15 protein-coding genes and 1 tRNA gene are annotated in these 25,303 nt (G+C 61.5%); 1 reads left to right on the top strand and 15 read right to left on the bottom strand.

Going from position 1 to position 25,303, the window contains the following annotated elements:
- Positions 1–12: 12 nt before the first annotated feature.
- Positions 13–1,959: a M1 family metallopeptidase gene (locus MLG87_RS15250; protein WP_243295924.1), complete on the bottom strand. Its 1,947-nt coding sequence runs from the start codon at positions 1,957–1,959 to the stop codon at positions 13–15.
- A 93-nt stretch (positions 1,960–2,052) separates the two neighbouring features.
- On the opposite strand from MLG87_RS15250, the gene MLG87_RS15245 reads away from it, so the two are divergent.
- Positions 2,053–2,129 (top strand) — tRNA-Met (locus tag MLG87_RS15245).
- Between the two features lie 310 nt (positions 2,130–2,439).
- On the opposite strand, the gene drmC is transcribed toward MLG87_RS15245, so the two are convergent.
- From drmC to MLG87_RS15180, 14 genes are all read right to left on the bottom strand, one after another.
- Positions 2,440–3,198: a DISARM system phospholipase D-like protein DrmC gene (gene drmC, locus MLG87_RS15240; protein WP_243295923.1), complete on the bottom strand. Its 759-nt coding sequence runs from the start codon at positions 3,196–3,198 to the stop codon at positions 2,440–2,442.
- On the bottom strand, positions 3,195–5,045 hold the full coding sequence (gene drmB / locus MLG87_RS15235; protein WP_243295922.1) for a DUF1998 domain-containing protein: 1,851 nt from the start codon (positions 5,043–5,045) through the stop codon (positions 3,195–3,197). The genes drmC and drmB overlap by 4 nt, the downstream gene beginning before the upstream one ends.
- The gene (gene drmA / locus MLG87_RS15230) at positions 5,042–8,707 is read right to left on the bottom strand and encodes a DISARM system helicase DrmA (protein ID WP_425250901.1); all 3,666 of its coding nucleotides are present in this window, start codon (positions 8,705–8,707) and stop codon (positions 5,042–5,044) included. Before drmA ends, drmB begins: the two co-directional genes overlap by 4 nt.
- A 293-nt stretch (positions 8,708–9,000) precedes the next feature.
- The gene (locus tag MLG87_RS15225) at positions 9,001–10,200 is read right to left on the bottom strand and encodes a restriction endonuclease (protein WP_243295920.1); all 1,200 of its coding nucleotides are present in this window, start codon (positions 10,198–10,200) and stop codon (positions 9,001–9,003) included.
- 2 nt (positions 10,201–10,202) lie between these two features.
- Positions 10,203–14,588 (bottom strand): Eco57I restriction-modification methylase domain-containing protein, encoded by a 4,386-nt coding sequence (locus MLG87_RS15220; RefSeq protein WP_243295919.1) that lies wholly within the window; start codon positions 14,586–14,588, stop codon positions 10,203–10,205.
- A gap of 2 nt (positions 14,589–14,590) precedes the next feature.
- On the bottom strand, positions 14,591–17,743 hold the full coding sequence (drmD, locus tag MLG87_RS15215; RefSeq protein ID WP_243295918.1) for a DISARM system SNF2-like helicase DrmD: 3,153 nt from the start codon (positions 17,741–17,743) through the stop codon (positions 14,591–14,593).
- Positions 17,744–17,752: 9 nt separating this feature from the next.
- The gene (locus MLG87_RS16390; RefSeq protein WP_425250900.1) at positions 17,753–18,178 is read right to left on the bottom strand and encodes a very short patch repair endonuclease; all 426 of its coding nucleotides are present in this window, start codon (positions 18,176–18,178) and stop codon (positions 17,753–17,755) included.
- A gap of 56 nt (positions 18,179–18,234) precedes the next feature.
- On the bottom strand, positions 18,235–19,401 hold the full coding sequence (locus MLG87_RS15210) for a DNA cytosine methyltransferase (protein WP_243295917.1): 1,167 nt from the start codon (positions 19,399–19,401) through the stop codon (positions 18,235–18,237).
- Between the two features lie 106 nt (positions 19,402–19,507).
- Entirely contained in the window at positions 19,508–19,906 is a 399-nt protein-coding gene (locus tag MLG87_RS15205) for a hypothetical protein (protein ID WP_243295916.1), read from the bottom strand.
- Entirely contained in the window at positions 19,893–21,191 is a 1,299-nt protein-coding gene (locus tag MLG87_RS15200) for a recombinase family protein (protein WP_243295915.1), read from the bottom strand. Before MLG87_RS15200 ends, MLG87_RS15205 begins: the two co-directional genes overlap by 14 nt.
- The gene (locus MLG87_RS15195) at positions 21,178–21,714 is read right to left on the bottom strand and encodes a DUF2924 domain-containing protein (protein WP_243295914.1); all 537 of its coding nucleotides are present in this window, start codon (positions 21,712–21,714) and stop codon (positions 21,178–21,180) included. Before MLG87_RS15195 ends, MLG87_RS15200 begins: the two co-directional genes overlap by 14 nt.
- Before the next feature lie 153 nt (positions 21,715–21,867).
- A complete protein-coding gene (gene terL, locus MLG87_RS16335; protein WP_243295913.1) occupies positions 21,868–23,397 on the bottom strand; it encodes a phage terminase large subunit in 1,530 nt (509 codons plus the stop codon).
- Positions 23,394–23,798 carry a DUF5681 domain-containing protein gene (locus MLG87_RS15185; protein ID WP_243295912.1) on the bottom strand — a complete coding sequence of 135 codons (405 nt, stop codon included), beginning with the start codon at positions 23,796–23,798 and terminating at the stop codon, positions 23,394–23,396. The genes terL and MLG87_RS15185 overlap by 4 nt, the downstream gene beginning before the upstream one ends.
- Positions 23,791–25,119 carry a DNA methyltransferase gene (locus tag MLG87_RS15180; RefSeq protein WP_279341336.1) on the bottom strand — a complete coding sequence of 443 codons (1,329 nt, stop codon included), beginning with the start codon at positions 25,117–25,119 and terminating at the stop codon, positions 23,791–23,793. The genes MLG87_RS15185 and MLG87_RS15180 overlap by 8 nt, the downstream gene beginning before the upstream one ends.
- Positions 25,120–25,303: the final 184 nt, after the last annotated feature.

Genomic DNA, 25,303 nt, shown 5'->3' with positions numbered 1-25,303 from the left:
CCGACGGATGGCCTAGCCGATCCCGCAGCCCTGCAGCCACCCCGCCACGGCGCCCCAGACCATCTGCGACCAGTAGTAGAAGCCGCGCTTGATCGGCTTCGGCGTGTAGCTGGCGTGGAGCCGGTCCCTGAGCATGGGGTAGTTGCCGTCGGGATCCAGCACGGCGGCAGCCACGGGCGAATCGAACTCATAGGTGATCCAGCGGTCCTGGCCGTCCCACACGAGCCGCTGCTCCTCGCGGTTCTCCAGGCGCACCCAAAGCGTGATCGGCACCTTCAGCCCGCCCTTCCGCTCCAGGGTGATGGAGCCCACCCGGCCCGGGGCCGCCGGCTGAGGCGCCGCGAAGACCGGTGCCTTGTCCGAGAACAGCCAGCCGCCCTGGGTGACCTCGCGGCTCTTCACGCAGCGGATGGCGTAGTCGAGCACCTCCGTGCCTTCCACGAAGTCCCGCCAGAAAGCCGAGAGGTCCCGGCCGGACACGCGCTCCGCGATCCGCATGAAGTCGTGCCGGGTGGGATGGCGGAAGGCCATCTCCTGGGCGTAGGCCCGCATCACCTGCTCCATCACGGGCCGGCCCAGCATGGCCTCCAGCTGGTCCAGCACCAGGGTGGGCTTCCCGTAGGCCGTCACGAAGTAGCTGCGGAGATTGATCGTCTTGAAGCCGACCCGCGTGAGGGGATCGGCGGACGGCAGGGACCAGTACCCCGACCACTCCACGAACTCCGTGGGGATCTGGAACCTCCGCCCGCTCAGCAGGCTGTGGTAGCTGCGCTCCATGGCCTTGCGGGTGAACCAGCTCGTGAAGCCTTCGTCCAGCCAAGGTTCCTCGAACTCGTTGCTGGCGAGCATGCCGTAGAAGTACTGGTGCCCGTACTCATGGACGGACACAACTTCCGGCACGAACCGCTGCTGGATGGGATCGAACGGTAGCGATCCGGCGGTGATGAGGGTCGGATATTCCATGCCATCGGCCCCGGAGGCGTCCTTCGGCGTGTCGATCACCGTCAGCGTGGGGTACGGGTACTTGAAGAACCACTCCTCGCTCCAGCGCAGGGCGTTCTCCACCGCCCGGCGCTGCCGCTGAAAATTCCCCCGGTTGCGGTCCGCGGCGTAGTAGAACACCTGCACGCCGCGATACTCGAACATGGCCGGGTTCCGCCAGCTCTCCCGGGGCATCACCGCCCAGGCGAAGTCGTGGACATCCTCCGCGTGCAGGCGCCAGATCACGTTCAAGGGCCGCTTGGGATCCTGCTCGATCTCCGTCACGAAGTTCGTCTGGGTCCCCGTGTGGGCGAGGCCCAGCGCATTCGGAAGCGACAGGGACACGTCGTAGACGCCGAAATCCGCGAAGAACTCGGTGTTCGCGTGGTAGGCGTGGCAGTTCCACCGGTCTCCCTGGTAGACGCCCACCTTGGGAAACCACTGGCCCGACATGAGGAAGTCCTCCGACCATCCGCTGCGTGCGAAGACCCTGGGATAGCGGTTCTCCCAGGCGATCTCCACCTGGATGGTCTCCCCGGGCGCGACGGCGCGCGGCAGCTTCAGCCAATGGACGGTCTCATCCTCGCCCGCGTGGCCGGGGAGGTCATGGCCCTCCATCCGGGCGCTGATGAGGCGGCAATAGCCCCAGGAGGACGGCTCCGCGGGCCGATCCTGGTGGTCCATGCGCAGCCGCCCGCCGCTCTCCTGCACGAAGAGGCTCTGGGGCCCTTTGAATGCGTTGAGGTACAGGTGCAGCGGCAGCTCCTGCGTGGGCGCCGTGCCCGTGTTCCGCCACGACAGCGTCTCGGTCGCTTCCAGCGTCTTGTGCTCGAAGTCCAGCACCGCGTCGATCTTGTAGTTGGCGATCCGTGGCGACTTCGGCTTGTCGAACCACTTCTCCGGCGTCCAGGTCCGCGGCGCCGCGCCCAGCCCCATGGCCGCGAACAGCACCAGCGCAGCCAGCATGCGGCGTCCCATCAGGTCCTCCCAGAGCGTCCGTCGAGTCTACCAACACCCGCCACCCATGCGTCCTTGCCACGCCCGAGATCCCTGCTACACTTGATTTCCTACCGCGGGGTGGAGCAGTCCGGTAGCTCGTTGGGCTCATAACCCAAAGGTCGCAGGTTCAAATCCTGCCCCCGCTACCAACCAAGAGGGCCGACTACATGTCGGCCCTCCTCATTATGTTGCGAGAAACCGCCAGCCCCTAGGGTGAGAGGGGGCCTAGAGGGACTCGAAATCGGCAGGCTCGAGGGGATGGAATCCCCTATTGGCTACCTACGGTCCTAGGAACCACCGGCTTCTCAGAGCGAAATGGGCCCCCAGAGGAGCGGATCGGTTACGCATCCGAGAAATCAGGCCCGGATGGCTCTCTTGGTCTTCCCTGCACCCATGCCCTTAATTATCGGGCCTCATTTCCCGGCCGGAGCTGACTTGGCGGCGTTCGGAAGGCGGTGGCTATGGGTGGCCCGGTGAAACCGGCACGATCTCCCCAGTCACGATCAAGGCCTCGAAGTGCGCCCTCAGTTGTTCCGGGACCGCACCACCCGTGAGTTTCACGCCGAGTTCCATGTTCTTTTCCATTGCGGCGTTGGTGAGGTTGGCACTGGTGATGAAGGCTGCCTTTCCGTCTGCCAGCAGGCATTTGGCGTGGACTGCTCCCTGTCCACCCGGCACCGTTTCCTTGGGTTCCCACTGATAGACTTTGGCCGCCGGCAAGGCCCCTCGGATGAGCCCAGGCGAGTCTATGGAGATGTGCCCTGCCTCGGGGGCTTCGAGGAGGAAGGAGACCTCTACGCCTCGCGCAAGGGCCTTCTTGAGAGCCGTCAGGAGACTCTCCACGTTGTAGGCCACGAAGCTGACCAGGAATAGGGTTCGCTCAGAGGTTTCGATCAGTTCCAGGAGAACCTGGTCCGTCCTGCGAACGGGGACGAGGTGCGTATCGGGACCACTCCAGACGAGATCCACACGGGATTGCGCACGAATGGCTCGAGCCGTGGAGCCCGCAGCTCGGAGGGCAGAGGCGATTTCCTTCCCGGTCGTTCCTGGGCACTCCAACCACGCCTTGCCGACCTGGGTGAGAACCAGAGCCCCAGCCCCCTGTGTCCAAGTTCGGAATCCCGCCGGATCGCGGGATTCCGCCGCCCGTGCTGCCGCTTCCATGCGATCCGGGTGCAATTCCTGAGCGGCGGCAGCGATGACATCCCACAGGGTCATGCAGGATCCTCCTCTGCCCCGAAGAATGCTGCATCCGTGGTCTCGAAGGTCTTCAACAACAGGGCGCGATCGAGGTAGCGATTCCCCTTCTCGCACGAAGTCTCGGCCACGAATCCGCAGGCGTGGCAGGCGGCGGCGTGGATCGAGCGGTCCTTGCCGGGATCGTGTTCCGAGCAGAGTGGATCCGAGGAGCAGATCCGCGCCCTCTGGAGTGCCTGCCGGATCAACCTGCCGAGGTTCTCAGGCTTGCCCAGTTGGACGAGGCCTCCCAGTGTTCCATCGGAATCGGCAGCCGCCGTGTAGATCAGGATCCCGGCCATGGGATCTCCGTCCTTCGAGGCATAGATCCGCTCGCGAATGCTCGCTGCGTTGTACCCGCATTCCAAGGCGAGTTCGCGGATCAGCAGGTGGGAAAACGTGTGCAGGAGGGCGTATCGGATGCCGGGATAGCCTTCGTCGGGTGAGAGTTTCCGAGAACTTCTCCACCCCCGGTGGCCCTCCTGGAGTTTGACGTCCCTCGCGAGGACGCCCGTCCAGCCTTCCCATGCAGCCAGTACATCCTCATGGAAGCGGATGAAGATTCCCTCCCCGTGCACTTCGGTGGCCGGGACCCATATCGGGCTGCCTTTCGTCAACGCAGCCATGGGAGCCCGGTCTTCCGGATTGCTCGACTCCTCGGGAGCCTCCACGCGGGTGTATCCGATCAGCGCGTTGACCTCACGCAGCCGCTCCAGCAGCAACACGCTATGCAACTTCGAAGAGAAGTCCGAAGGAACTGAGACGGGTGTGGCCAAGAAATGGGGGAAGTCCGTCCTGGGGTTGGGATCCGTGAGCACGGTCCATTCGGGACGTTTGAGATCGACTTCGCTCGATCCTGCGGGAACGGCAGCGCCAGATCGCTTGGCCTCGATGGCGGACCAGATGTCCTCCGGTTCGAATTTCTCAATGCCAGGCAGGGAGCCACTCCGCTTGAGCCCCTTCAGGAGGCCTTTCAATTCGCCGAGGGACTCCGTTTCCTGGAAGGTATCCCAACCCTCTTCGAGCAGGTGCTCCAAAGGGCTTGAAGCGATGGGAATCGCCAGGGCGGACATGTTCACGGGGAACCAACTGTTGGTGGCCCCGAGCAGCACGGCTCGCGGGGACTGGTCGCAGCCCTCGTCGAAGGTGTCGAGGTGCGGATGCCGTCCCCGGCATCCAGGAAGGAAGCCTGCGGCGCGGGCTCCGAAGGCTTGGGCCAAGGACCGGCTGGACCGGCAGTCATCACAGCGCACGAACAGGTCCTGGGTCTGGAGCGAAGCGCTCTCTTCCAGGAATCGGAGCGTGCCCCGGCAATCCGAGGGACCCCCGTGTGCGAACCAGTGCCAGGGGAAGTCGTCCAGGTGGCCGTTGCGGCACGCCAGCAAGAAGCGGGCTGGCACCGCGTCCTGATCCCGCCCGTCCCCCTTCGGGCAGTTGACGTGGAGGTACTGGGTGCGCTCTGGGCGGAACCTGTTCTCAGCTACGCGGAACAGTCCGGAATCGACTTCCGCCAGTAGCTGGCACTTCACGCAGCGCAGCCAGCGAGGGAAGGGCTTCACTGGCACACCGACCAGAGCCTCGGGCGAGAATGGATCGATCGAGTCGTCCTCGACCACGGGCGGCATCAGCAGCTTCTCGACTTGTGGGCCGAGCCTCCGCCTCACGGCATCGAGGAGCCGCACCTCTTCGACTCGGCGGCACCGGGCCGTATCCCACTGGTGGAGCCCCATGGTGACCACGGACAGGTTAGGCAGGTCCACCAGAGCGCCTGGCCCATAGGTCCAGAGCAACTGGCTGGGTCTCACTTCTCCGACGGGGATCGTACTCATTCCTCACCTCCGGTCTGATCGGTCGCAGGCTTGACCGGAGGCCGCCAAGGTGGGGCATCTGCGATGCCCCGGGTCTCCATCTGGAGCCGGACACCCGGCTCGACTTCACGCATGGACATCGGCACAGTGAATGTCCCCCAGGGTTCGAAGCCGGGTTTGCTCAGCAGGGGAGCAACGGTTCCGCCAGAACCGGGTCGCTCGTAGCCCAACTGGCGATTGGGTCGCTGGGCCTCCTTGGCCCACTGGTCCAACCTCTCCCCGACCATGAGGTCCGCGAGATCCTTGATGCTGCTCTGATTCGTAGCCTTCCAGGCGCGGTCCAAGAAAACCTTCGCCGCCTGCTGCAACTCAGGGCGAGAGGGAGTGGTGGCCTCTTGGGCACCCAGGTTCGGCGTGAAGGGGGTTTCCCGCCCACGGAGCAGGCTGACCATGGCTCCGGTGAGGCCACGGTCCATGGCGCGGGGCGAGAATGGCGTCACCGACTGGGCTTCTACGTGCTTGTAGAAGGTCGCGTGATAGTGCTCGAAGGTCTCGTAGTGGGAGAGATCGCGAGGCCTCGACCACACCAGGACTGTGAACACGATGCCGGGGAAGGCACGGCCCACGCGGCTCGTGGCCTGGATGTACTCCGCCGTGCTCTTGGGCTGTCCGTTCACGGCCATGAGGCCGAGGCGGTTCACGTCGACACCCACCGAAAGCATGTTCGTGGCGAGCACCACATCGATGGCTCGCGTCTCGCCCTTGGCCCACTGGGTCTTGAACTTCACTTCGAGCTGGTCGAGTTTCTTCGGGATGTCTTTGCTGGACACGCGGGACGTGAGTTCCTCGATCTGATTCACATTCCGCTGAGCCAACCCTGGTCGCCTCACCTCGCTGCGTTGGACGCGGAAGGCTCGGGTCTGGACGTCGTCCTCGGCGAGCCGCTTCATGCCGCCTAGCTCTCGAAGGGAATTGAAGTACCCGACCACGGTCATGTAGGGGTCCGCTGCTGGCCCGAAACGGTCGAACAAGGCCTTTCCTGCCGTGAGCAGGGCCACGTAAAGACGGATCAGGACGGCGGGTCTGGAACTCCCAGGCGCACAGACCCCCACGTATTGGCGACCCGGCTTCGAATCCGTTCCACGCTGGACGGCGAAGAAGTTGTCCTCCACGTCCAGTCCGTGGGGCGGGAAGACCGAGATCTCCCGCAGGAACACGCTCTTGACCTGTTCCTTGCCCTTCCGGACCGTCGCAGAGGAAGCCACGACCTTCGGACGCACCACCTTCTCTCCGATCTTCCACGCGCAGAGTTCGTCCACTGCCGTTTCGTAGAGCCCGACCATGGTGCCCAGCGGGCCACTGATGAGGTGGAACTCGTCCTGGATGATCAGGTCCGGGGGTCTCAGCCCAAGAAGGTCCACGCCCGTGGTGGCCGGGAAGTCTTTCTTCTTCTTGTGCTCCCCGTTGCATTCGGCCCCTGGCCATATCAGTCCGTGGCGCGGGCATTCGCGGGTGGCACGCCCGAAGAGAGTCCGGGTGTCCCCCTTCCAGGCCATCATGGCGAACTTGTCCACCGTGGCGATCAGCATGCTCGGTGGCCGGTGGTAGATCTCTTCGTCCACGACGAGCACAGGAATACCAGGACTGCCGTCCACATTCCTTGAGAAGGGGCATTGACTCAGCTTGTCGCCACAGAAAATCCGGGTGATGCCGAGTTCAGTGTCGACCTCGATGTCCCGCTTCGGTTCGATCTCCTCGCCACACCATGGACAGGTGGTCAACTGCGCTGGAGTGGAGGACTCCGGACGTTTGTCGTTCCGGATCGCCAGAATGGCGCGGTGACTCTGTTCGGTCGTGTTGGGGGTGACCTTCTGCCCCACCCAGAGGCCGATCGTGAATCTGGTACCACCCAGTTCCGGGTCGTCCTTCCGCAGTATCTCCAGGGCGCAGATGAGGGTCGTGGCACGCTGGAACTGTTGGAGCGTCAACAGGCGCAGGGTGTAGCGCATGATGACGGCCAGGCCTCGGGTGCCGTCCAAGCCTCCCACGATCCCCTGGAGGCGGCGGATGACCATCGTGAAGGCGGCCACCCCCAAGTAGGCTTCGGTCTTACCACCGCCCGTCGGGAACCAGAGCAAGTCGGCAATGGCCTCGATCGGATCGGTCCGGTCCCGATGGGTGGGGTCTGCGAGGGCAGGGATGGAGAGCAGGACGAACGCGAGCTGGAAGGGACGCCAGGATCGGTTCTTGGGGATGTCGAAGTCCTTCGGGTCGATCTGCTTCGCGGGGTCCCTGCGGTGCTCAAGCGCGTAGATGCTGCGGACACGCTGGTCCGCCATGGCGAGGTTGGCGAGTTTGAAGGCCTTCCAGGCTCTGGCATCGCTTCCCAGCACCTGGATGCCTTCGCGGAGGCGCTCCAAGACTTTCTCGCAACGCAGCATTGCTTCGGTTGCAGCCGCATCGAACCCGGTCACACTCGCGCCGATCCGACTGCGCTGTTCACCAATCCAGGTCTCGTAGTCGGCGGCGAGGATGTCGAGGACGAGGCCCAGTTCCTTCTGGTCAAGGCCCGCCAAGGTCCGCATGTCCAGGAACCCATCCTTCACCAGCTTCTGCATGGCGGGGCGGTCCTCGGGTTCAAGGCCGGGAGTCTCGGTGACACCGACCTCGTATCCGGGCATGACGCTGGTCCGGACTTCCGAAGCGCGATCGGGGGTTTCGGTGGCCACTTCGGCGTGGACCGAGACCCCGTGGCCAACGGCGAACTCCACGCGGCGGCGGTAGATCATTTCGAGGGCAGTCCGCTCCTCGTCCGGGTCCCCGTCCCCGAGCACCGGCCTGCGCCTGAAGACCGGAGCCCCTTCGGGATGGCGGGCGATGACCTCCGGTTGGAAGATCCACGCCTGGTCCGGGTTGCTCTTCGGCTGCGCCTGGGCGTTCACGAGGAAGAGGGTGATCAAGCGATCCCCGTTCCCGGCCTGACGGATCGAGCCCTGGATGACGATCTCCGGACAGTCTCCGTCCGGCGACATGGGGGCGATGTGGCCATTGACCAACCTCAGGGTGAGCCTTCCTCCGCTCGGAATCCGCTTCCATACGGATCTGGATTTTCCCGTCTTCGGGTCGGGTTCGGAACCTTCCGTGCGTTCGTACCTTCCCCATCGGGCTTCGATCACCAGGTCCTGGATTTCCTGGTCTACGCAGAAAGTGAACCCGAGGGAGGAGGGAACGAGGGACGTGTTCGTGGAGGCGTCGATTTCCTTGCCGCCGTCCTCCGGTTCCACCTTCCCCGCACCACCGCCCAATTCCTCGATCTGTTCGCCATCGATCGCCGTTTCCCTCGGCGCGAGCTTCCCCACCACATAGCGGTCCCGCACGCTCATCCCGAGGATTTCTTCCCTCGGCCCACCTGCCGGGCCGAGGAGGTCATCACGGACGGCGTCGTGGAGCAGTTCTCGGAAATAGGCCTGTTCAGCCGGAGTCTCCCCGCTGATGGGCGGCAAGGAGGCGAAGGGGGCCCCCGTGATGGCCTGGACGATGCCCTCAAAGGCGGGCCAGTCCAGGCGCGTGAGCACCCCGACCATGCTGGGCAGGGTCTGACCCAGCCCAGAAGTATCGATGGGCGGATCGAAGCGCTGCTGACTCTCGAAGTAGACCCGGATCCGTCCCTCGAACCGTCGCATCCGGAACACACGGGCGAGCCCGATGATCTGTTTGGAAGAATCGAAGATCAGAATTCCGTCCAGATCCTCGATTCCGACGCTCTCGATGCCATCCGCCTGGATATCCACCAGATGGATGCCCAGATCCACCCCCTGCTTCGTTTCCAAGAGCCATGCGTTGGGAATCCGAACGGGCTGTTCCTTCTTCTCGGTCTTTTGGTGATCCTTTGCCACAGCTTGCTCCAGAGATCATGGATTCGTTCTTTAAATCATTTGCCTGAAATGCCTTGGTGTCGATCGATCAAACATACGACTCATGACGGGAACTCATCGAGGAGAAGCCGCCGTACGTGTTCCGCTGTGGAATATCCATTTCGCACCAGAATTTCAGCTATGTCCTTTCCTGCAATGAAGATGATCGGATGGCGATCCTCCCTTACTTCCTCGTAGGCCTGGCGAGCTACGAGAGAGGTCGTGACGAGTACGCCGTATTGTCGATGCCGGATCCTGGAAATGAGGCGAGATACCTCCTTCACGCCGACTGTATTCGCCGAATGCCCATCGATCGGTGGCTGGTAACACTTTGCTTCTAATGAAAATTCCGCATATACGGGATCATCATTCAGACCCAACAAATGGCGACCGATAGCATCCCGTCCACCGTCCACGGATCCTCTGGTGATCTCATCAATGACCACCCGATGGTCGACCAATTGGTATATCCGAGCTGCAAAGGCTTCGAAAGCCACCGGAGTATCCCGGAAATATTCCCAAACTGCTCTGAGGATCTCGATCTGGAGAGCGCCACTTGGAACTTGCTGTTCTGCAGATCGAATGTTGGTGGTGGGTTCAGCCGTGAGGGGACGATACCGACCATCTCGCAACCAGGAGCGCCAAGCATTTGGAGCATGGATAGAGTCGCGGACTCCGACTGCAAGATCGATAAGCCAGGCCCGCTGGACCACGGGGATATCCAAAACTGTTAATACAGCTCGGTAATTCTGGAAACGTTCCCCGCTAGTCGCCTTCCACACTGCAATCAAATCCTCTAGTGCGGACATGCCTGGGAAACCAGGAGCAGCAACACCCAAGAAGCGAACCGATCTGGCACCGTGCACCGTCGGGTTTTTTTGGAAAAGGAAAAAGGGCGGAATTCCTTGCCTTGGATTGCCTTGATCGTGGAGTTGCGCGAAGACCTTGCGGAGGATCGCGTTTCCGCCACGGGCCGTGTCATGCAGTTCACGACCAGGCGATTTGTTGTCTCCGAAGTAGACGAACTCGCCAGTGTTCAGATTCAGAACATCTGGCCAGTCGGGGTCTTCACCGCTGGTGGTCAGGACGACCCAATTCTTCTCTTCGCCGCGACCTGCGGCCCTGAAGCCGCCTTGATTACCAGACCCTGGAAGGAGCCTGGCGATGGGTTCGCCAGCCATTTGGCCATCCCTGCTGCTCTCGTAAATGGCATCCACCACCAGATCGGAGGCGGCAAGGTCACCGAAAGAAATAACTTTCACGCTCAAACCCCAATGCCACGATATCGAGCACTACGGCGTTCACCCTGGCGTTCAACAAGGCCTCTTGCAACCAGGTCTCCAATGCCAGCATTCCATTGGCTATCTGTGAGGCCGGTTGCGGCGGTGACATCACTCTTTGCATGCCAACCCGTATTTCCTCGAAGGAGGTTGAGGATTGCACTAGCAGGGTTCAACTCCAAAGGATTTGGGCCAGGGTTCGACCGCAGGAGCGCTGTTGGCCCCGCACCCGGGCCCTCTTGGCCACTCTCGTCGAAATTTAACCCTGGATTGGAAAATGGAATTTGCGGTTGCAACATCTCCCTACCTCCTCGGAGTAGTCGAGGGGGCCGCTGAAGCCCGCGAGCAATTTCATCTTGGTACCGTTCCCGGTTAAGTTCGGAGAGTCTTCGCAGTGCTTCCACCCATACAGAGTCAGAAATAGTAAATCGAATTTGGTCATTCTCCGGCAAATAATGGATCTTGTGAAATCCATGGGCTAGATCAAGGTCATTCCATCCGTAATTATTGGCAATTAGTTGATCAATTTTTATCTGAATACCACGTAATTTTTCTATTTTTTCGTCGTTATCCAGAAAATTATGAAATCTGTTATAAAGTTGCGTTAAGCCAATATTTAACTCGATTAATAATTTTAATCTTTCATTATGGAATAACTCACCTAGATTAATTAACTGGGAATCAACATCATCAAGAAATGGAAATGTCTCAAAACAATCTGTTGGTGCATAACGCAATCGGGTTTCAAGCCGCCCACCAAATGTAAAAGCCCAGTGCGCATGGAATGAGCTAGATAGTTCCATTAATCGAGCTGGATTATCAGTAGCAATTACTCCAACTGCATTTGAAAAAATACTGTGATTAGAAATCAAGGAAAATCCAGGATATTTACTTGCTTGTGTAGCAAACGCTATTATTTTAGTCTTTGGTGCTGTTTGTGTGTCCCAGTTACTTGGATGGCGTTCAAAGAGATGTCCACGTCCAATTGAGTGGTAAAGTGCCGGCCGCTTTTCCGCAAATTGCCACCATCTTTGCGGAAGCGGGCGCCGCAATACAAATTCGCCGCTTTGATTGCAACGCTGTCGTTCGGGTTTAACACGCTCCTCAATCCACAGCCACGGTAATTTGAATTGACGGGCCTTCTCCTCTGGCCAGTCCCAAAAGCAAATGACCCATCGACTTGGGCGCTGTTCGGGATCTGAATTCAGATCTTCCCCATTCAAGTAGGGGAAAATCACTTCCCCATTGCAGGGATCGGCGTCTAGCATTTCTCTCGCTTCGGATTGTGTGAGAACGAACCCCATTCCAAGGGTGATGGACCCCTGGAATGATTTCCCATCGTTTGCCTTTAAACGCCTCGGAGTCCAATCGTCTCTATTAGTAAGGAACGCAGAGACAAACGGAACGGCGTTACCTTGTAATAGTCGTGTTCCTTGCCAGGATCCTTTGTGCATGTGCACTCGACTGGTCACAACAGCTGCTACCCCAGGCCAGGGTTCGTTTGGATAGGCGGCGTAGATGACAGCACCATTTGTTAACAATGATTCGAGCCCGACTTCTCTAGAATCGCCTTCCGCAATTGTATTTACTGCAAGCAACCCAATATCACCGCCCATCCGAATCAAGGAATACGACCTCAGGAAAAAGTAGGCCACCAGATCGGCTGAACCGCGCTGTCCTCCGGCAAGGTGGGCTACTAGATAATTTCGGTACGAGGAGCCGAGAACCCCTGAGATTTTTTGACCACCCAGGAAGGGAGGGTTGCCAACAATCGCATCGAAACCGCCATTCTCTCTTTCGAATACTTCTGGAAATTCGAGTGACCAATGAAAGGGAGTACGAATTGGCTTCTCCGGCGGGCAATCTACGGTGAGATTTGTATACGCTCGATGAATAACGGCCTGTCTTCCCTCGTTCTCCCCATCGAGCATTCTCTGAGCTTCCCTAGCCAACTCTTCCAAGGCTGACCTCTGGGCCGAGTCCGATCCCGCAGTACGAAGGGCCTCGCCGACAAGTGCATCAGCGATTTGTTCTGCTGCCTCGACAATTTCCCGCGCTTGGGAGTACCTTTTTGCTTTCGCATTGATGTCATTGAGATCTCGCACGGGGATCTTTCTGATTTCTAAACGAAAGTGGAGTGCCTCGTTCACAATCGTTCTGATCGATTGCCCGAACAGGTGGGGTTGCCGGTCTCTGGAATGATCCATCGTCAGGTCTGTAATCTGATCGAGGTGGTGGGTTCCTAGGAGGCTGTCACCACACCTCAGGTTGTGATCCAAGAACCCAAAGGGACGTCCCTTGGCCAAAGTCACAAGCCAAATGGAAAGCTTGGCGAGCTCCACGGCCATCGGGTTGATGTCGACACCGTATAGGCACCGCTCGGCAACCAGTCGCCGAGCAAGGATTACTCGTTCCTCAGGATCGGTGGGCACGGATTCGCTCGAACCAAGGCTTTCGATCACCTCGCCATCGACCGTGATCGCCTTCCCGGATGCTTCTTCGAGGATCCAGCTCTCTGCCACTCGGTCCCCAAGGTAGCGGCAGACCTGCACCAGGAAGGCCCCCGATCCCATGGCGGGGTCGCAAACCTTGAGGTCTAGGAGTTCATGAGGTGTCTTGAGGATCCATGCCTCTCGGGGCTTTCCATCCGAGGGCCCCCCATAGACCAAGGGCTCGAGCGTGGTCCGGACGATCCGTTCAGTGAGGGACTTGGGGGTGTAGTGAGTTCCCGTCTCACGGCGATCGCTGCCGAGGGTCACCGCGAAGGCATCTTTCCGATAAACCAGAGGATGGTCCCAGATGTCCTTCCGGAGCAAGTTCGCCCAGGGTTTCACCCGTCGGAGCAACCCTGTGTCACTGCCACAGGCCAGGAGCAATCGGCTTTCGAAGGCCTCATCCACATCCCGAGTCATCGCACGGCGCAGTGCCGATTCCGACCGTCCGGTGACCTCGGTGAGCAGGGCCAGGACGAAGGCTTCACCCTCCCGCTGGGTTCGTTCCAGGTCTAAAAGGGAGACATTCGGATCCTTGGCGCTGGAGGCTCCTTCGAGTCCGAGGGTGATCTCCGGGAGGCGCTGGACGGTACATTCCAGGAGGCCTTCGTAGACGTGACCGATCTGTTCGACGTCGAGGGCCTTATAGGAGAGCAACCTCGCACCCTGGCGCTGTTCGAGCACCTGGAGGGAGGAGAGGAGGAGCAACACCGTGCGGTTGTCGATAGGCAGCGGTGTGGCGACGCTCTGACGCCAGGAACTGCCCGTGGGACGTCCCTCCAGGAAGGGGAAACGGTCCGGATCGAAGAGGGACCCACCGAGGGCGGGCATCCTGAGGGTCTCGTGGGCGACTCCCCCGAAGACGGCTCGGAAAGTCGCCAGAAGCCTGGACCAGGCGTCGTGTCGACGCTCCAGGACCTGATCCCCATGACGGCTCTGCCACTCCCGCAGTTCGGACCTCAGGGTGGAAATGGCGTAGTTCTGGTCGTAGATCCCCTCGCCGAGGAGGAGCAGACCACGCTCTTCCGCGCACATCAGGAAGACGAGCCGCATCATGACCGTTAGGCCCGCCTCGTAGAGTTCGCGGGGTTCCACGTCCCTAAGAAGTTCATCGTGGCGATCGTGATCCGCCCGATCGAGGCTCTGGATCAGCACCTCCACCGCGCGCCTGACCTGCTGACCGAGGGTGTCCGTGACCTCGTCCTGGTATTCCAGGGATGCAGAGAGGAGTGCAGGAAGCGTCTTCTCCTGGGGGCCGAAACAGCGGCGAACGCCAAGGAGGGTCTGGAAGGCCCTCAGGGTGACGGGCTCGGGCCTCCAGATCCGTCCATACCAGGATGCGTGTCCCACCGTGCCACCCTCGGGGACATGGACCACCAACCAGCGTTCACCATTCGTCACGAGGCCGATCGTGACCTTGGCTCCCCGGCAGAGGGCGATCATCCGATCCAGGGCGCTCGTGTTCCATCCCTCGTAAGAGCGAATGGATTCGAGGTCCGTGTCTGGTGGTAGCACATCGATCAGGAGTTGGGGCGAATCGCCCTTCATCACTGCCATTCCAGGACGGACAATCCCGCCGTGTTCGGCCACAGACAACGAGAGCGACTCGGGGACGAATTCACCACGCAGCAGGACACGGTCCTCGTATTCCAAGAACTCCTTGAGCACGAAATCGATCCAGGCTCGATGGAGTGCCTCGGCGTCGGCGTCGCAAGCGTCCACGGCCTCGCGCCACTCGTCGTAGGCCGAGAGCAAGTTCCGACGGCGCTCGGAATCGACGCCCTCCAGGCCCTGGGGCAGGGCATCGTCCAGCACTCCGGGCTCGAGGAACGCGCCGGAGCGATCGATCAGGTTCAGCCATTCGATGTGTTGGGACATCTTCAAACCCGACGAACGAGGGATTCAGGAACGAAGAAGAAGACGGCCACGGGGAACTCACGCGGCAGGAAGCCCCGGTAGCGGGATTCGATGGCCTCCACCTCGGCCACCTTCTCTTCGGGGATGCGCTCCAGACGGGCGCGGAGGTAGTCCATGTCCTTCTCCACTTGGCCTAGCTCCTCCGCAGAGAAGAGTGGCTGTTGCTGGGCTCCTCCGATTTCCTTGCGGAGGGCCTTCTCCAGTTCATCCAGCACCGAAGTGACATCCTCGATCTCGGTGGTCTTGCGTCGATCCAAGGTGTTCCCCAGGAACTCGATGCGGTCCCTGGATCGCGCCCGGATCGCGTCCTCGATGCTGGTCCTAGAACGCTCGAACCGCGATGCGAGGAGCGAGAAGAGGGCTTCGGAGGGTTCCAGGGCCGCAGCCTCCCGAACCCAGGTCTCGAGTTTGGTCACCTGCGGGATTCGGGCGAAGGATCCCTCCTTCAGGAATCCGCCCGCGAACGTGAGTTCCTCGTGGAGCCGATGGTGGTTGCACCCCGTCACCACGAGGCGGGAACATACGATGGCCACGGGATCCTGGATCTCGCCATCCGGGAGTGTCCGGACGCTCACACGGTGCAACTGTTTCCGGTCCTCCAGCGCGAAGACCTCGGCCCTGAGGAGCCGGAGGCACATCTGGACGAGGCGGTGGTTCAGGTGGGCGAGGACGACATCGTCGCGACCTTTCGCGACCTCATGGTCGAAGGTGATGGGGCGTCGGACCTTCGTATGCGGGTGGGCAAGCCCAGCCGTCGCCTTCTCCCATGACCCCGGCAGAATCGGGACCTTGAAGGCTTTTCCATCAGGGACACCCGCCAAGTGGATGGATTCGAGTTCGAGCCCGTGGGCGATCCTGAGAGCCACCCTGACGGCCCGTTCGATCCGCTCCGGGGACAGATGATTCTCGTCCCGCGCTTCAAGCAGCCGCTGGTGGAGTCGAGCGATCTTCTGCTTCAAGTCCCGCTCCACCCGGAGGTACTTCCGGCTCTTCTCGGCCTTCTGTTCGGCATCACGGGTGTCGAGGATGCTGCGCTTGCCTAGCATGGCCTCCTCGATCTGCCGGGCGATCACGGGGCCGACGCTGCCGAGGTCCTCTCGGATCCGGTCGATCTTCTTCACCGCCCGCATCAGGTATTCGCCGTCCCCCTGGGTATGCCCGACCTTGACCTGGGCTTCGTCGGGGAGGTCCCGATAGCCTCGTCCGACGGGGTGCCAGATCTCGACGGCGGATGCCTTCTGTCCGTGTCGGTCGATACGACCGTTCCGCTGTTCCATCACATTCGGGTTCCACGGGATCTCGACGTGGATCATGTAGCGGCAGTGGTTCTGGAGGTCGATGCCTTCCGAGGCTGCGTCTGTGGCCAGGAGGATCCGGACCGGTGCCACGGCCGGAGAGGACTGGAAGGCTGCCTTCACCACTTCGCGTTCATCCCGGTCCATGCTGCCGTGCAGGCACATGAGGCGGTCGCCTCCGAACCCATGGTTCGCCAGGATCGTTTGGAGCCAGCCATGGGTGGTGCGGTATTCCGTGAAGAGGATCACCCGCTCGTGGTTCCAGTTCCCTCCGGGGCGGAGGTGGTCCTCCAGCCACTTGAGGATGGCTTCAGCCTTGGAGTCCTTGCGGTTCCGGGCTCGCTCCGCCCAGCCGGTCAACCGGTCGAGGAGACCTCTCTCATCGGCGGTCAGGGCCGGAGCGTTCAGCGTCAGCTCCTCGGTCACCTCTTCGAGGACCTCCTCGTAGCGGCTGTCGTCGGCGTAGTCCTCCTGGCTCTGGAGGAGGGCTTTCCGCAGGATCCGCTCTTCAAAGGAGCGCGGACCGGCGCTCCTCCTGCTCCTGCCGAGGCTCTCCCGGTGTTTGGCCAGCGTGGTCGCGAAGGCCGCAGGCGAAGAGAAGAGCCGCTTCTTGAGGAGGATGTTGATGAACTCCCCCGCTGGTCCTCGTCCGCCCGCCTGTTGATTCCGACTCTTCGTGTATTCCTGGAGGAGCTGGTGGGCCTCCAGTTCTTCGGGGGTGTAGTCGACCTCCATGGCCTGGAGATCCCGGACGGGATAGATCCGGTTCCCGTTCTCGTCCACCAGATCGGTCTTGAGCCGACGGACCATCACGCGCTGGAGTTGCTTCTCATCGGGCATCAAGGTGCGGGCGAACCGCTGGTCGTCCAGGAGTTCCAGGAGCGATGTAAAGGACTCCTGGTAGCCGTTGTGGGGCGTGGCCGTGAGGAAGAGGCGGTGCTCGAAATGGGGGGCGAGCGTCCGGATCAACCGGGTGCGCTGGCTCTCCAGGGCATAGCTCCCCGTTCCGGACGGGGCCACGTTGTGGGATTCGTCCACCACCAAGATGTCGAAGGTCCTGGGATAGGTGGGGCGGACCGGAAGAGCGCTCTTCATGAAGCGGAGGGCTTCCCCATCCTTGATCCAGTCCATGGAGGTGATCAGGCGTGGGTAGGAAGTCCACGGATTCGCGTGGATGCCACGTTCTCGGCGCAGGGTCCTCAGGTACTCCGAATCCACGATCCGGAACTCCAATCCGAACTTCTCCTGCATCTCCATCTGCCACTTGATCTGGAGGGACGACGGGCAGACGACCAGCACAGTCCTGGCCCGATGGCGCAGGATCATCTCCTGAATCACCAGACCTGCTTCGATGGTCTTGCCGAGACCCACGTCATCGGCAATGAGGAGGCTCACCCTAGCCATGTCGATGGCACGTACCAAGGGATCCAATTGGTAGTCCTCGATGGAGACTCCACTCCGGAAGGGAGCCTGGAGGTAGGACCGGTCGGCATTGGTCGCCGCCCCCCACCTCACGGCATCCAGGAAGGCTTCGACCACTGCGGGATCGTCGTAGGAGTCCATGGCGGGCAATCCGGCCCGCTCGATGACCTGGGCTCCGGGCTCGATCTCCCAGAGCACGGTGATCTCCTCTCCCGTGGAATCCTCGTCCATCGACGTAAGCGTCACAAGATGCTGCGGTTCCGAGGTGATACCCTCACGGAGTTCTGAGCCCCGAACGTCACCGACGATCCAGTGCCTGCGCCTGACTTCAACGAGCTGGCCCGGCTCTGGGATGGCGCTCAGGCGTGTGATGGTGCCTTCCAGTGCTGACGACGACATTTCAAGACCTCATGAGGGTGAACCAGGGCCGGGACCGTTGGGTCCACGATGCCGAGATTTGGACGCTCGCGACCTGCGGGCGGAAAGGATGCGCTCGACGGCTTGGTTCGTGTCTTCATGCTCCCATATTCGAAGCACTTGCCAGCCCGCCCGAGTGAGTCTTTCATTGGTGTCCATGTCTCGTGCTCGGTTGGCGTCGATCTTCCGGAGCCACCATTCCGTGTTGGATTTGGGGATGCTCCCGTGGGTCGGACAGCCATGCCAGAAACAGCCGTCCAGGAACACGGCGATTCGAGGCCCGAGGAACACGAGGTCGACGCTGCGCTTCGTCCCTGGCACCACCTGAGCATGCAACCGGTATCGACAACCGCGCCCGAACAGGGCCCTACGAATGGCCATTTCGAGCGCAGTGTCCTGCTGTCGAATCCTCTTCATCCGCTCGCTGACGCCTGGACCGGGCACCGCTTTCGAGGGATGGAGAGGATCAGCGGTCATCCGATCAGCTCTTTCACCGTCAAACGCTCCCCAGCCCTCATCCGTTCGATATGGGCTTCAAGGTCCTCCAAAAAGCCTGGTTCGAAGCGCAATCCCGAGGCCTTGGCGCGACCCAGGAATCCGCTCGCGGCCTTCACGGAGAGGGGAGTGAACGGGTGACGGAGGAAGCCGCTGAGCGGCTTCATCGTTCGGCGGACAGGCCACGCCGAAACGGGACTCGCGAACTGATACCCGCGCTTGCCCCATGCCGCCTTCGGCCATCCCTTCTCCCGCTCGAATGGAACATCCAACCGGTGATCGTATTCGAAGGGGCTGGACAGTCTCAGTCCAATCCACTGAGCCATGGGGACGCTCACAGCGTTCCCGACCATGCGCCATCGCAGCCGGTCACGGAAGGTCGCACCACTCGGCTTGGTCCAGCCAGCCGTGAAGCCCTGGAGCCTCTCTGCATCCCGAATGTCCGGGAGGACGATGCGATGGTCCTCCGGGATCCAGATCGCGGGAGGACTCGGAATCCCCACCCGTGATCCACCCTTCAACGGAGGGAGGGCATTCACGGCCCAGCCGACCCCACTATTCCCCTCGGTCCAATAGAACCCGCACCACCAATCGGAACGCCTCTGGGAGGCAACCGGCCCTGCGTCCTCCGAGAGCAGCACACTCCTGGGATCCCCGGAACGAGAAGCGAGGATGACCATGCGCTTCCGACGCTGGGGAAGTCCGAAGGCATGGGCATCGATGATGCGGTAAGCCCAGGTGTAGCCAAGGTCTTCGAGCCCCTCAAGGACATGCTGCATGGCATGGCCTTTGTGCAGGAAGAGCATGAACGGGACGTTCTCCAGCAGGATCCATGCGGGTCGTGGTCGAGCTTTCCTCACCAATTCGAAAAGATAGTCTACGAGCCCTGACTGCCCCCCCTTGATCCCGCTTGTCTGGCCGGCTTGGCTCAGGTCCTGACAGGGGAAGCCAGCGGCCACCAAGTCAACTTTAGGCAATCGATGCAGGGATTTGATATCTGGATGGAGAGCAACTCCAGGGAAGCGTTCTTCAAGCACCTCTGCAGCGAAGGAATCGGATTCACAAAGGAATTTGGATTCATGACCCGCCAAATGTAGGCCACGCTCAATACCCCCCACCCCCGCGAAGAGGCCGGCGATGGTCATACCGGAGTGGTTCCTAGAAGATGAGGTCTGAATACCTTTAGACATGCATGGCTCAGTATCATTCAAAGCAAGCTCCAAGAAAATGGAATTAATGATCCTGTATTACTTATGATTCAACACAGGCATTCTCAGTCCTAGAACATCGGAGGAATCGTCTCTGTTCCTCCCACTGGTTTAGCCTGGATCGATGGAGTAATTGATGGGTGCTCGGCGCATTCCGCCTAGTGCCATCGAGGAGAACCTCTTCCTGAATGTCCGGTGCCAGGAACGTCAACCCCACCAGCATGGACACCCGAGGCTGACTGACACCCATCACCCGCGCGGCATCCGTGAAGTCCCGCACCTCCCCTGTCTCCACCGCCCTGACTATGCGGTGGCCCAGGGCAAGGGCTCGCGCTGCAGCACTGGCTCGCCCCTCCTTGGGCTTTGATTCGGGCTTGTGCTCCGTGAACTCAACACACCGCCCCTTCCGGACCCTGACAAGGGGAACCTCAATGGTCAGCATGGGGCTCCTCCTCCGCCGAGAGCCCTCTCAGGTCCCGGAACCGCACGCTCAGCTTCCCCTTGAACTGGTCGACCCGGGCTTCCTCAACCATCAGCCCGATGAGCCGCCGGCGGTTGGGGAGGGTCAGCGCCTCCCAGAGCGTCGAGAGCCCCCCTTTGGGCGCTTGTAGCCCCAAGTTCGCCAACTGCGCCTCCAGGAGCGGCCTCATGTCTGGATCCTCAAGCGCCCCCTGGATCCGTTCCACCACGAAGGCCTCGATGGCCTCCGCCGGCAGTTGCCGGGTGGCGCAGACCTTCTTCCCCTGCTTGTCCCGATTCGAACAGCGGTAATAGCGGTGCAGCCGCCCCATCCGAAAGGAGCTGGCGCTAGTCATGGCCGCACCACAATGGCCACATCGAAGCGTCCCCCGCATGAGGTAGGTCGGGTTCCGGCACTCGTGCCGCTCCCGCCGATTCTTGGGGAGCAGCATGTGCTGAACCCGGTCGAAGGTATCCTGATCAATCAGCCCTGGGTGCTCGGCCACAACGAACTCCCCCTGGCAGGAGATCTCGCCCAGGTAGAGGCGGTTCCGGAGAATTCGAAGCACCAGGTCCTTGGTCCACGGGTTTGGGCGAGGGCGCTGGATGGTCTTGAGTGGCACATTGGCCTCGTTGAGCCGCTGGCCGATGACCAGTGCGCTCACACCCTCCAGATACCATTGGTAGATCTGTTTGACCCAGGGAGCCTCCTCTTCGTGGACCAGGAGGTGAGACCTTTCGGATCGATACCCCAAAGGCGCATTACCCCCTGTCCACTGCCCCTTCAGTCTGGTCGCCCGGATCTTGTCGCGAATGCGCTCCGCAATCATCTCCCGCTCGAACTCTGCGAAGCTCATGAGCATGTTCAGGGTGAGGCGGCCTACTGGCTCGGTGGTGGAGAAGTGCTGAGTCACGCTCACGAAGCCGATGCCGTACTTGTTGAAATGCTCCATGACCTGGGCGAAGTCCACCAAGGAGCGCGAGAGTCGGTCAACCTTGTAGATCACCACCACATCGACCCGCTTCCTAGAAATCCAGGTCAGCAGCTTCTGAAAGGCAGGTCGGTCGGTGTTGGCCCCGGTATAGCCCCCGTCATCGAAAGGCTCCGTTAGGGCCTCCCACCCCTCGTGCACCCTGGTCTTGATGTAGGCCTCGCAGGCCTCCCGCTGGGCGTCCAGGGAGTTAAAGTCCTTCTCCAACCCCGCCGCGGTGGATTTCCGGGTGTAGATGGCACAGCGCATCGCCTTGTGGGCTTCAGGCTTCGCCATGTACTTGCTCCTTTTTGAGGCCGAAGAAGGTGAACCCATTCCAGGGGGTCCCCGTGATCTCCTTGGCGATGCTGGAGAGGCTCGTGTAGGTTCGCCCCCGGTAGAGGAACTGGTCCTCCTTCACCTCGACCTCATAGGTGAAGCCCTTGTAGTCGCGCTTCAGGACGGTGCCCGCTTCTGGAAGCCGGTTATCTCTGGATTGCGGAGGCCTCGGAGCCGACCGGGCCGCCTCCCCGGTCCTCTCCTTCGGCGTTGCCACCGGCAGGGTTGCCGGGGCCAGCTCCTCGATTCGGGCCAAAGCCGCAGGGGAGAGCCCCCCTTCCACCTGCTCCTGCAGCCGGAAGGCCAGCTTCTTGCGCAGGAAGGGGAGATTCTTGGAGCGAGCCTCCTCCCCGAAAAGTGCCTTGTATTGCTCTCGCAGTTCCGCCAGAACCATGCCCTCGAGGGCCTGCAACTGGTGCCCCAGCCGTCGCAGGATACCGGCCTCCTCGGCCAGGGCTTCGCCTTGGGCGAATTTCGCCATCTCATACCTCCATGAGTTAACCCCGCTCTCGGGGTGCTCCAGGAACGCTCTGAGCGGCGCGGAGATCAAGTCACTTCTGCTTTAACCCCAAAAAGTGGCGCCAGACGGGCCATTGAGCCTGCATGTGGATTTAATCACGCAGGTACTGGCACCTCACGGCCCGAAATAGCTCGATGAGCCGTGGACATAGCTATGCAAGGCGGCCGAATGCGAGAGGCGCGTCCCGGCCACCCGGATCATGTCCACACCCACCCACCGGTTGGCCTGCGCCCAGGCCAGGACCTGCGAAGTCGAATCCACCTGGTCCTTGCGCTTTGACTGCGGGAACGATTCAAGCTCACGACGGTATTCCGCCAACCAGGGCGCCTCCATCGGCAGCAGCACGTTGCCCCCCTCGATCCACGTGAGGTGGGTGTAGAGCCGCGTGACCTTGTCCCCCACCGGCTTGCAACCCTTGAGGCCCCGCATGCCTTCACTGGGCAGTTCCTGGAGCAGCGCGCTTCCAGTGGTCATATCCTCGATCAGGATCACGGCCGGCTTGTGCTTCTCGGCCTGCAGCTTCACGGCCCGCTTCAGGTCGGGGTAGTCCAGCTTCTCCCGGAATACGTCCAGCAGGTGGAGCTTTCGGTCCTTCATGCCCCAGGTCGTGCATACGCTGTAGTCGGCATACTCGCTTTTCTTGCAGGCCGTGTCCCAGCTCTGAATCACCTGGTTGAAGGATTCGGGCCTGCGTTCATAGAAGCGCCACCACGCCGCCTTCACCATCGCCCCGCCTGGCGGGACGGGGCTCTGCTGGTACTGGGCCGAAAAGGCGTACTCGCCCTGGTTCTTCCGGAGACGGTCCAGGGCCTCCCGGTCCAGGTGAGCCTCATGCAGGAGGTCCCCTGGGCGACGCACCACGGTCATCACCTCACCTAAGGTTCGGATCTCATGGCGCTCCTCCTCCTCGGCGATGGCCGGCAAGGAGAGCACCTCCCAATCGTCCTTTTCCAGCACGTGCCCCACGAGGTCATCCATGTGGAGCCGCTGCATGACGATGATGATCACGCCGGTCTTCTGGTTGTCGAGGCGCGAGTAGAGGGTCCGGTCAAACCAGTCGTTCACATGGGCGCGCTGAACATCCGACGCAGCCATGTTCGGGTCCAAGGGGTCGTCCACGATGATGATGTCCCCGCCCCGGCCCATCAGGCCGCCCTCAACCCCGAGCGATAGACGATAGCCCCCTTCGGTGGTCAGGAACTCGCCCACGGCATCCCGCTTGGCCGACATGCGGGTCAGGGGGAAGGCCTCCCGATACCATGCCGCCCCCATCACCTGCCGGCAGCTCCGGGCCAGCTTATTCGCCAGGTCCTGCGTGTAGCTGGCGCAGACGATCTTGGCGGAAGGGTCCCTTCCCAACCAGAACGCGGGAAGGGCGATGGAGGCGAACAGGCTTTTGAAATGACGAGGCGGCAGGTTGATGATGAGCCGCCGGCATTCACCCCTCATGCAGGCTTCGAGCTTGTTCGTGATGAGCACCTGATGCCAGTTGGGAAGAAATTCCGTTTTCCTCTCGAGCTCCCGGAAGCTCTGGATCGTGAACGCGTAGAGGTCCTGGCGCAGCAGGGCGTTGAATTCGTCCTTGGTGAACGGATCACCTCCAGCTGCCCTCGTTGCGCGGTGTTTGATGGCCTTCCCCGTCACTGGGCCTCCTTGGGGTCAGGCTCACCCTTGGCCAGCTCGGTGCGCATTCTCAGCAGGATCCCCTGGAGGTGGGCCTGGTCCCGCTCCGTGCTGGGGGTCTCATCTCCAAGGTCGGCCAGTCCTTGCTCCGCAATTTTGAGCACCAGAGGTAGGGCTTTGAGATCTCCAGAAGCCGCCTTGTTCACCAGGCGCCGCAGGAGCACCTCCATCATGGGCATCACCTTCTCCCGGCCGCTCTTCTCGACCACTGAAATCCGCTCGGCCATGAGCTGCTGCATCAGGGTGGCGGCGTTCAGGCTGCCCTTCGGCCGGCCCTTGGGGTTCCCGGACTGACCCTTCTGGAACTGGGTGACCTTCGGAGGCCGGCCGTAGCCCACCTGGTAATCCTTCTCCTCAGCCATTGACCACCTCCTTCAGGTCGGTCGCCTGGCGCTCCGCCTGCACCTGCTCGAAACTCGCCCCGCCCTCCGCGAGCACCGCGGAATCTCCCGTCAGCTTCTGCCAACGCCGAATGATCGTGTCCACGTAGAGGGCGTCCAACTCCAGGCCGAAGCAGGCCCGCCCTACCTTCTCCGCCGCCATGAGCGTGGTGCCGCTGCCGAGAAAGCTGTCCAAGACGATCTCGCCCCTCCTGGAGCAGTCCAGAATGGCGTCTGCGACCAGCGCCACCGGCTTCACCGTGGGGTGCAGCACAAGCAGGTTGCCCTCCTCCGTCGCCCGGCCAAACGAGTTCACGCCCGGATACCGCCAGACGTTGCTGCGGTAGCGGCCATGCTGACCAAGCTGCACATGGTTCTGGTGCGGCGCCTTCCCATGCTTGAACACCAGCACCAGCTCGTGCTGGCTGCGGTAGAAGGAGCCCATGCCGGCGTTGTCCTTGGCCCAGACGCAAAGGTTCTTGAGCTCGGTGTAGACCTGGTGGCCGGCGTCGAGGACCTCCTGCAGGTGCCGCCAGTCCATGCAGACGTAGTGCAGGGCCCCGTCCTCGCTGCAGGCTGCGAGACGCGCCATGGCCGTCATGAGGAAGGTCGTGAACTCGGCCACGCTCATTTCCCCGGCGGCCATGGCGAATTCGCGGTGCCTCACTGAGCCTAGGCCGGTGCAATGACCATCGATGGGCACGTTGTAGGGCGGGTCCGTAAACACGGCCGCCGCCTTCCGTCCGCCCATCAGCTTGGCCAGATCCCCCTCCTCGAGGGCGTTCCCACACAGCACCCGGTGGCGGCCCAGGAGCCAGAGGTCACCCAGGCAACTGACCGGGGCCTCCGTGGGAGTGTCTGGGACATCGTCGGCGGGGTCAGGCTCGTTCTCACCTGCCTCCCGAAAGTCGAGGCCGTCGATCCGAATGTCGATCTCACCCATCTCGAAGCCGGTGACCTCAAGGCTGAAGTCCAGATCCACCAGCGAGAGCTCCTTCAACTGTTCCGCCAGCAGCTGGTCATCCCACTCCGAGATCTCCGTCAACCGGTTGTCCGCAATGCGGTAAGCCTTGGCCTGGTCCTCGGTCAAATGCTCCAGCATGATGGTCGGCACCGCTTCCCACCCAAGCTTTCTTGCCGCCTGCAGGCGTCCATGTCCGGCCACGATCTGACCGTTCCGGTCGATCAGAATCGGGACATTGAACCCGAACGTCTCGATGCTCCGAGCGATCTTGGTGATCTGGCGTGGGGAGTGCGTCCGAGGGTTGCGCGGGTCGGGAGTGATTTCTCCCAACGACCTCATGACCACGCGAAGAGCCGTGTTCTCGTTACTTGAGATCCCGGCTGGTTCGGGCCCACGCCCGAGAGTTGCTGCCTTGCCCACCATGATGAAGTTCTCCGAGGTGACATCCCCAACGCGGGGACTGTGCAATCGGAGAATTCCAGAAGGTCTAAGCCTGTTCTATTCGCCGAGGCGAAAAGACTCC

Source organism: Geothrix mesophila (assembly GCF_022808835.1).
In the GTDB taxonomy this organism is placed as follows: Bacteria; Acidobacteriota; Holophagae; order Holophagales; family Holophagaceae; genus Geothrix; species Geothrix paludis.
Note: the sequence above shows the minus strand (reverse complement) of the source record. Positions and strands in the feature narration are given on the sequence as shown.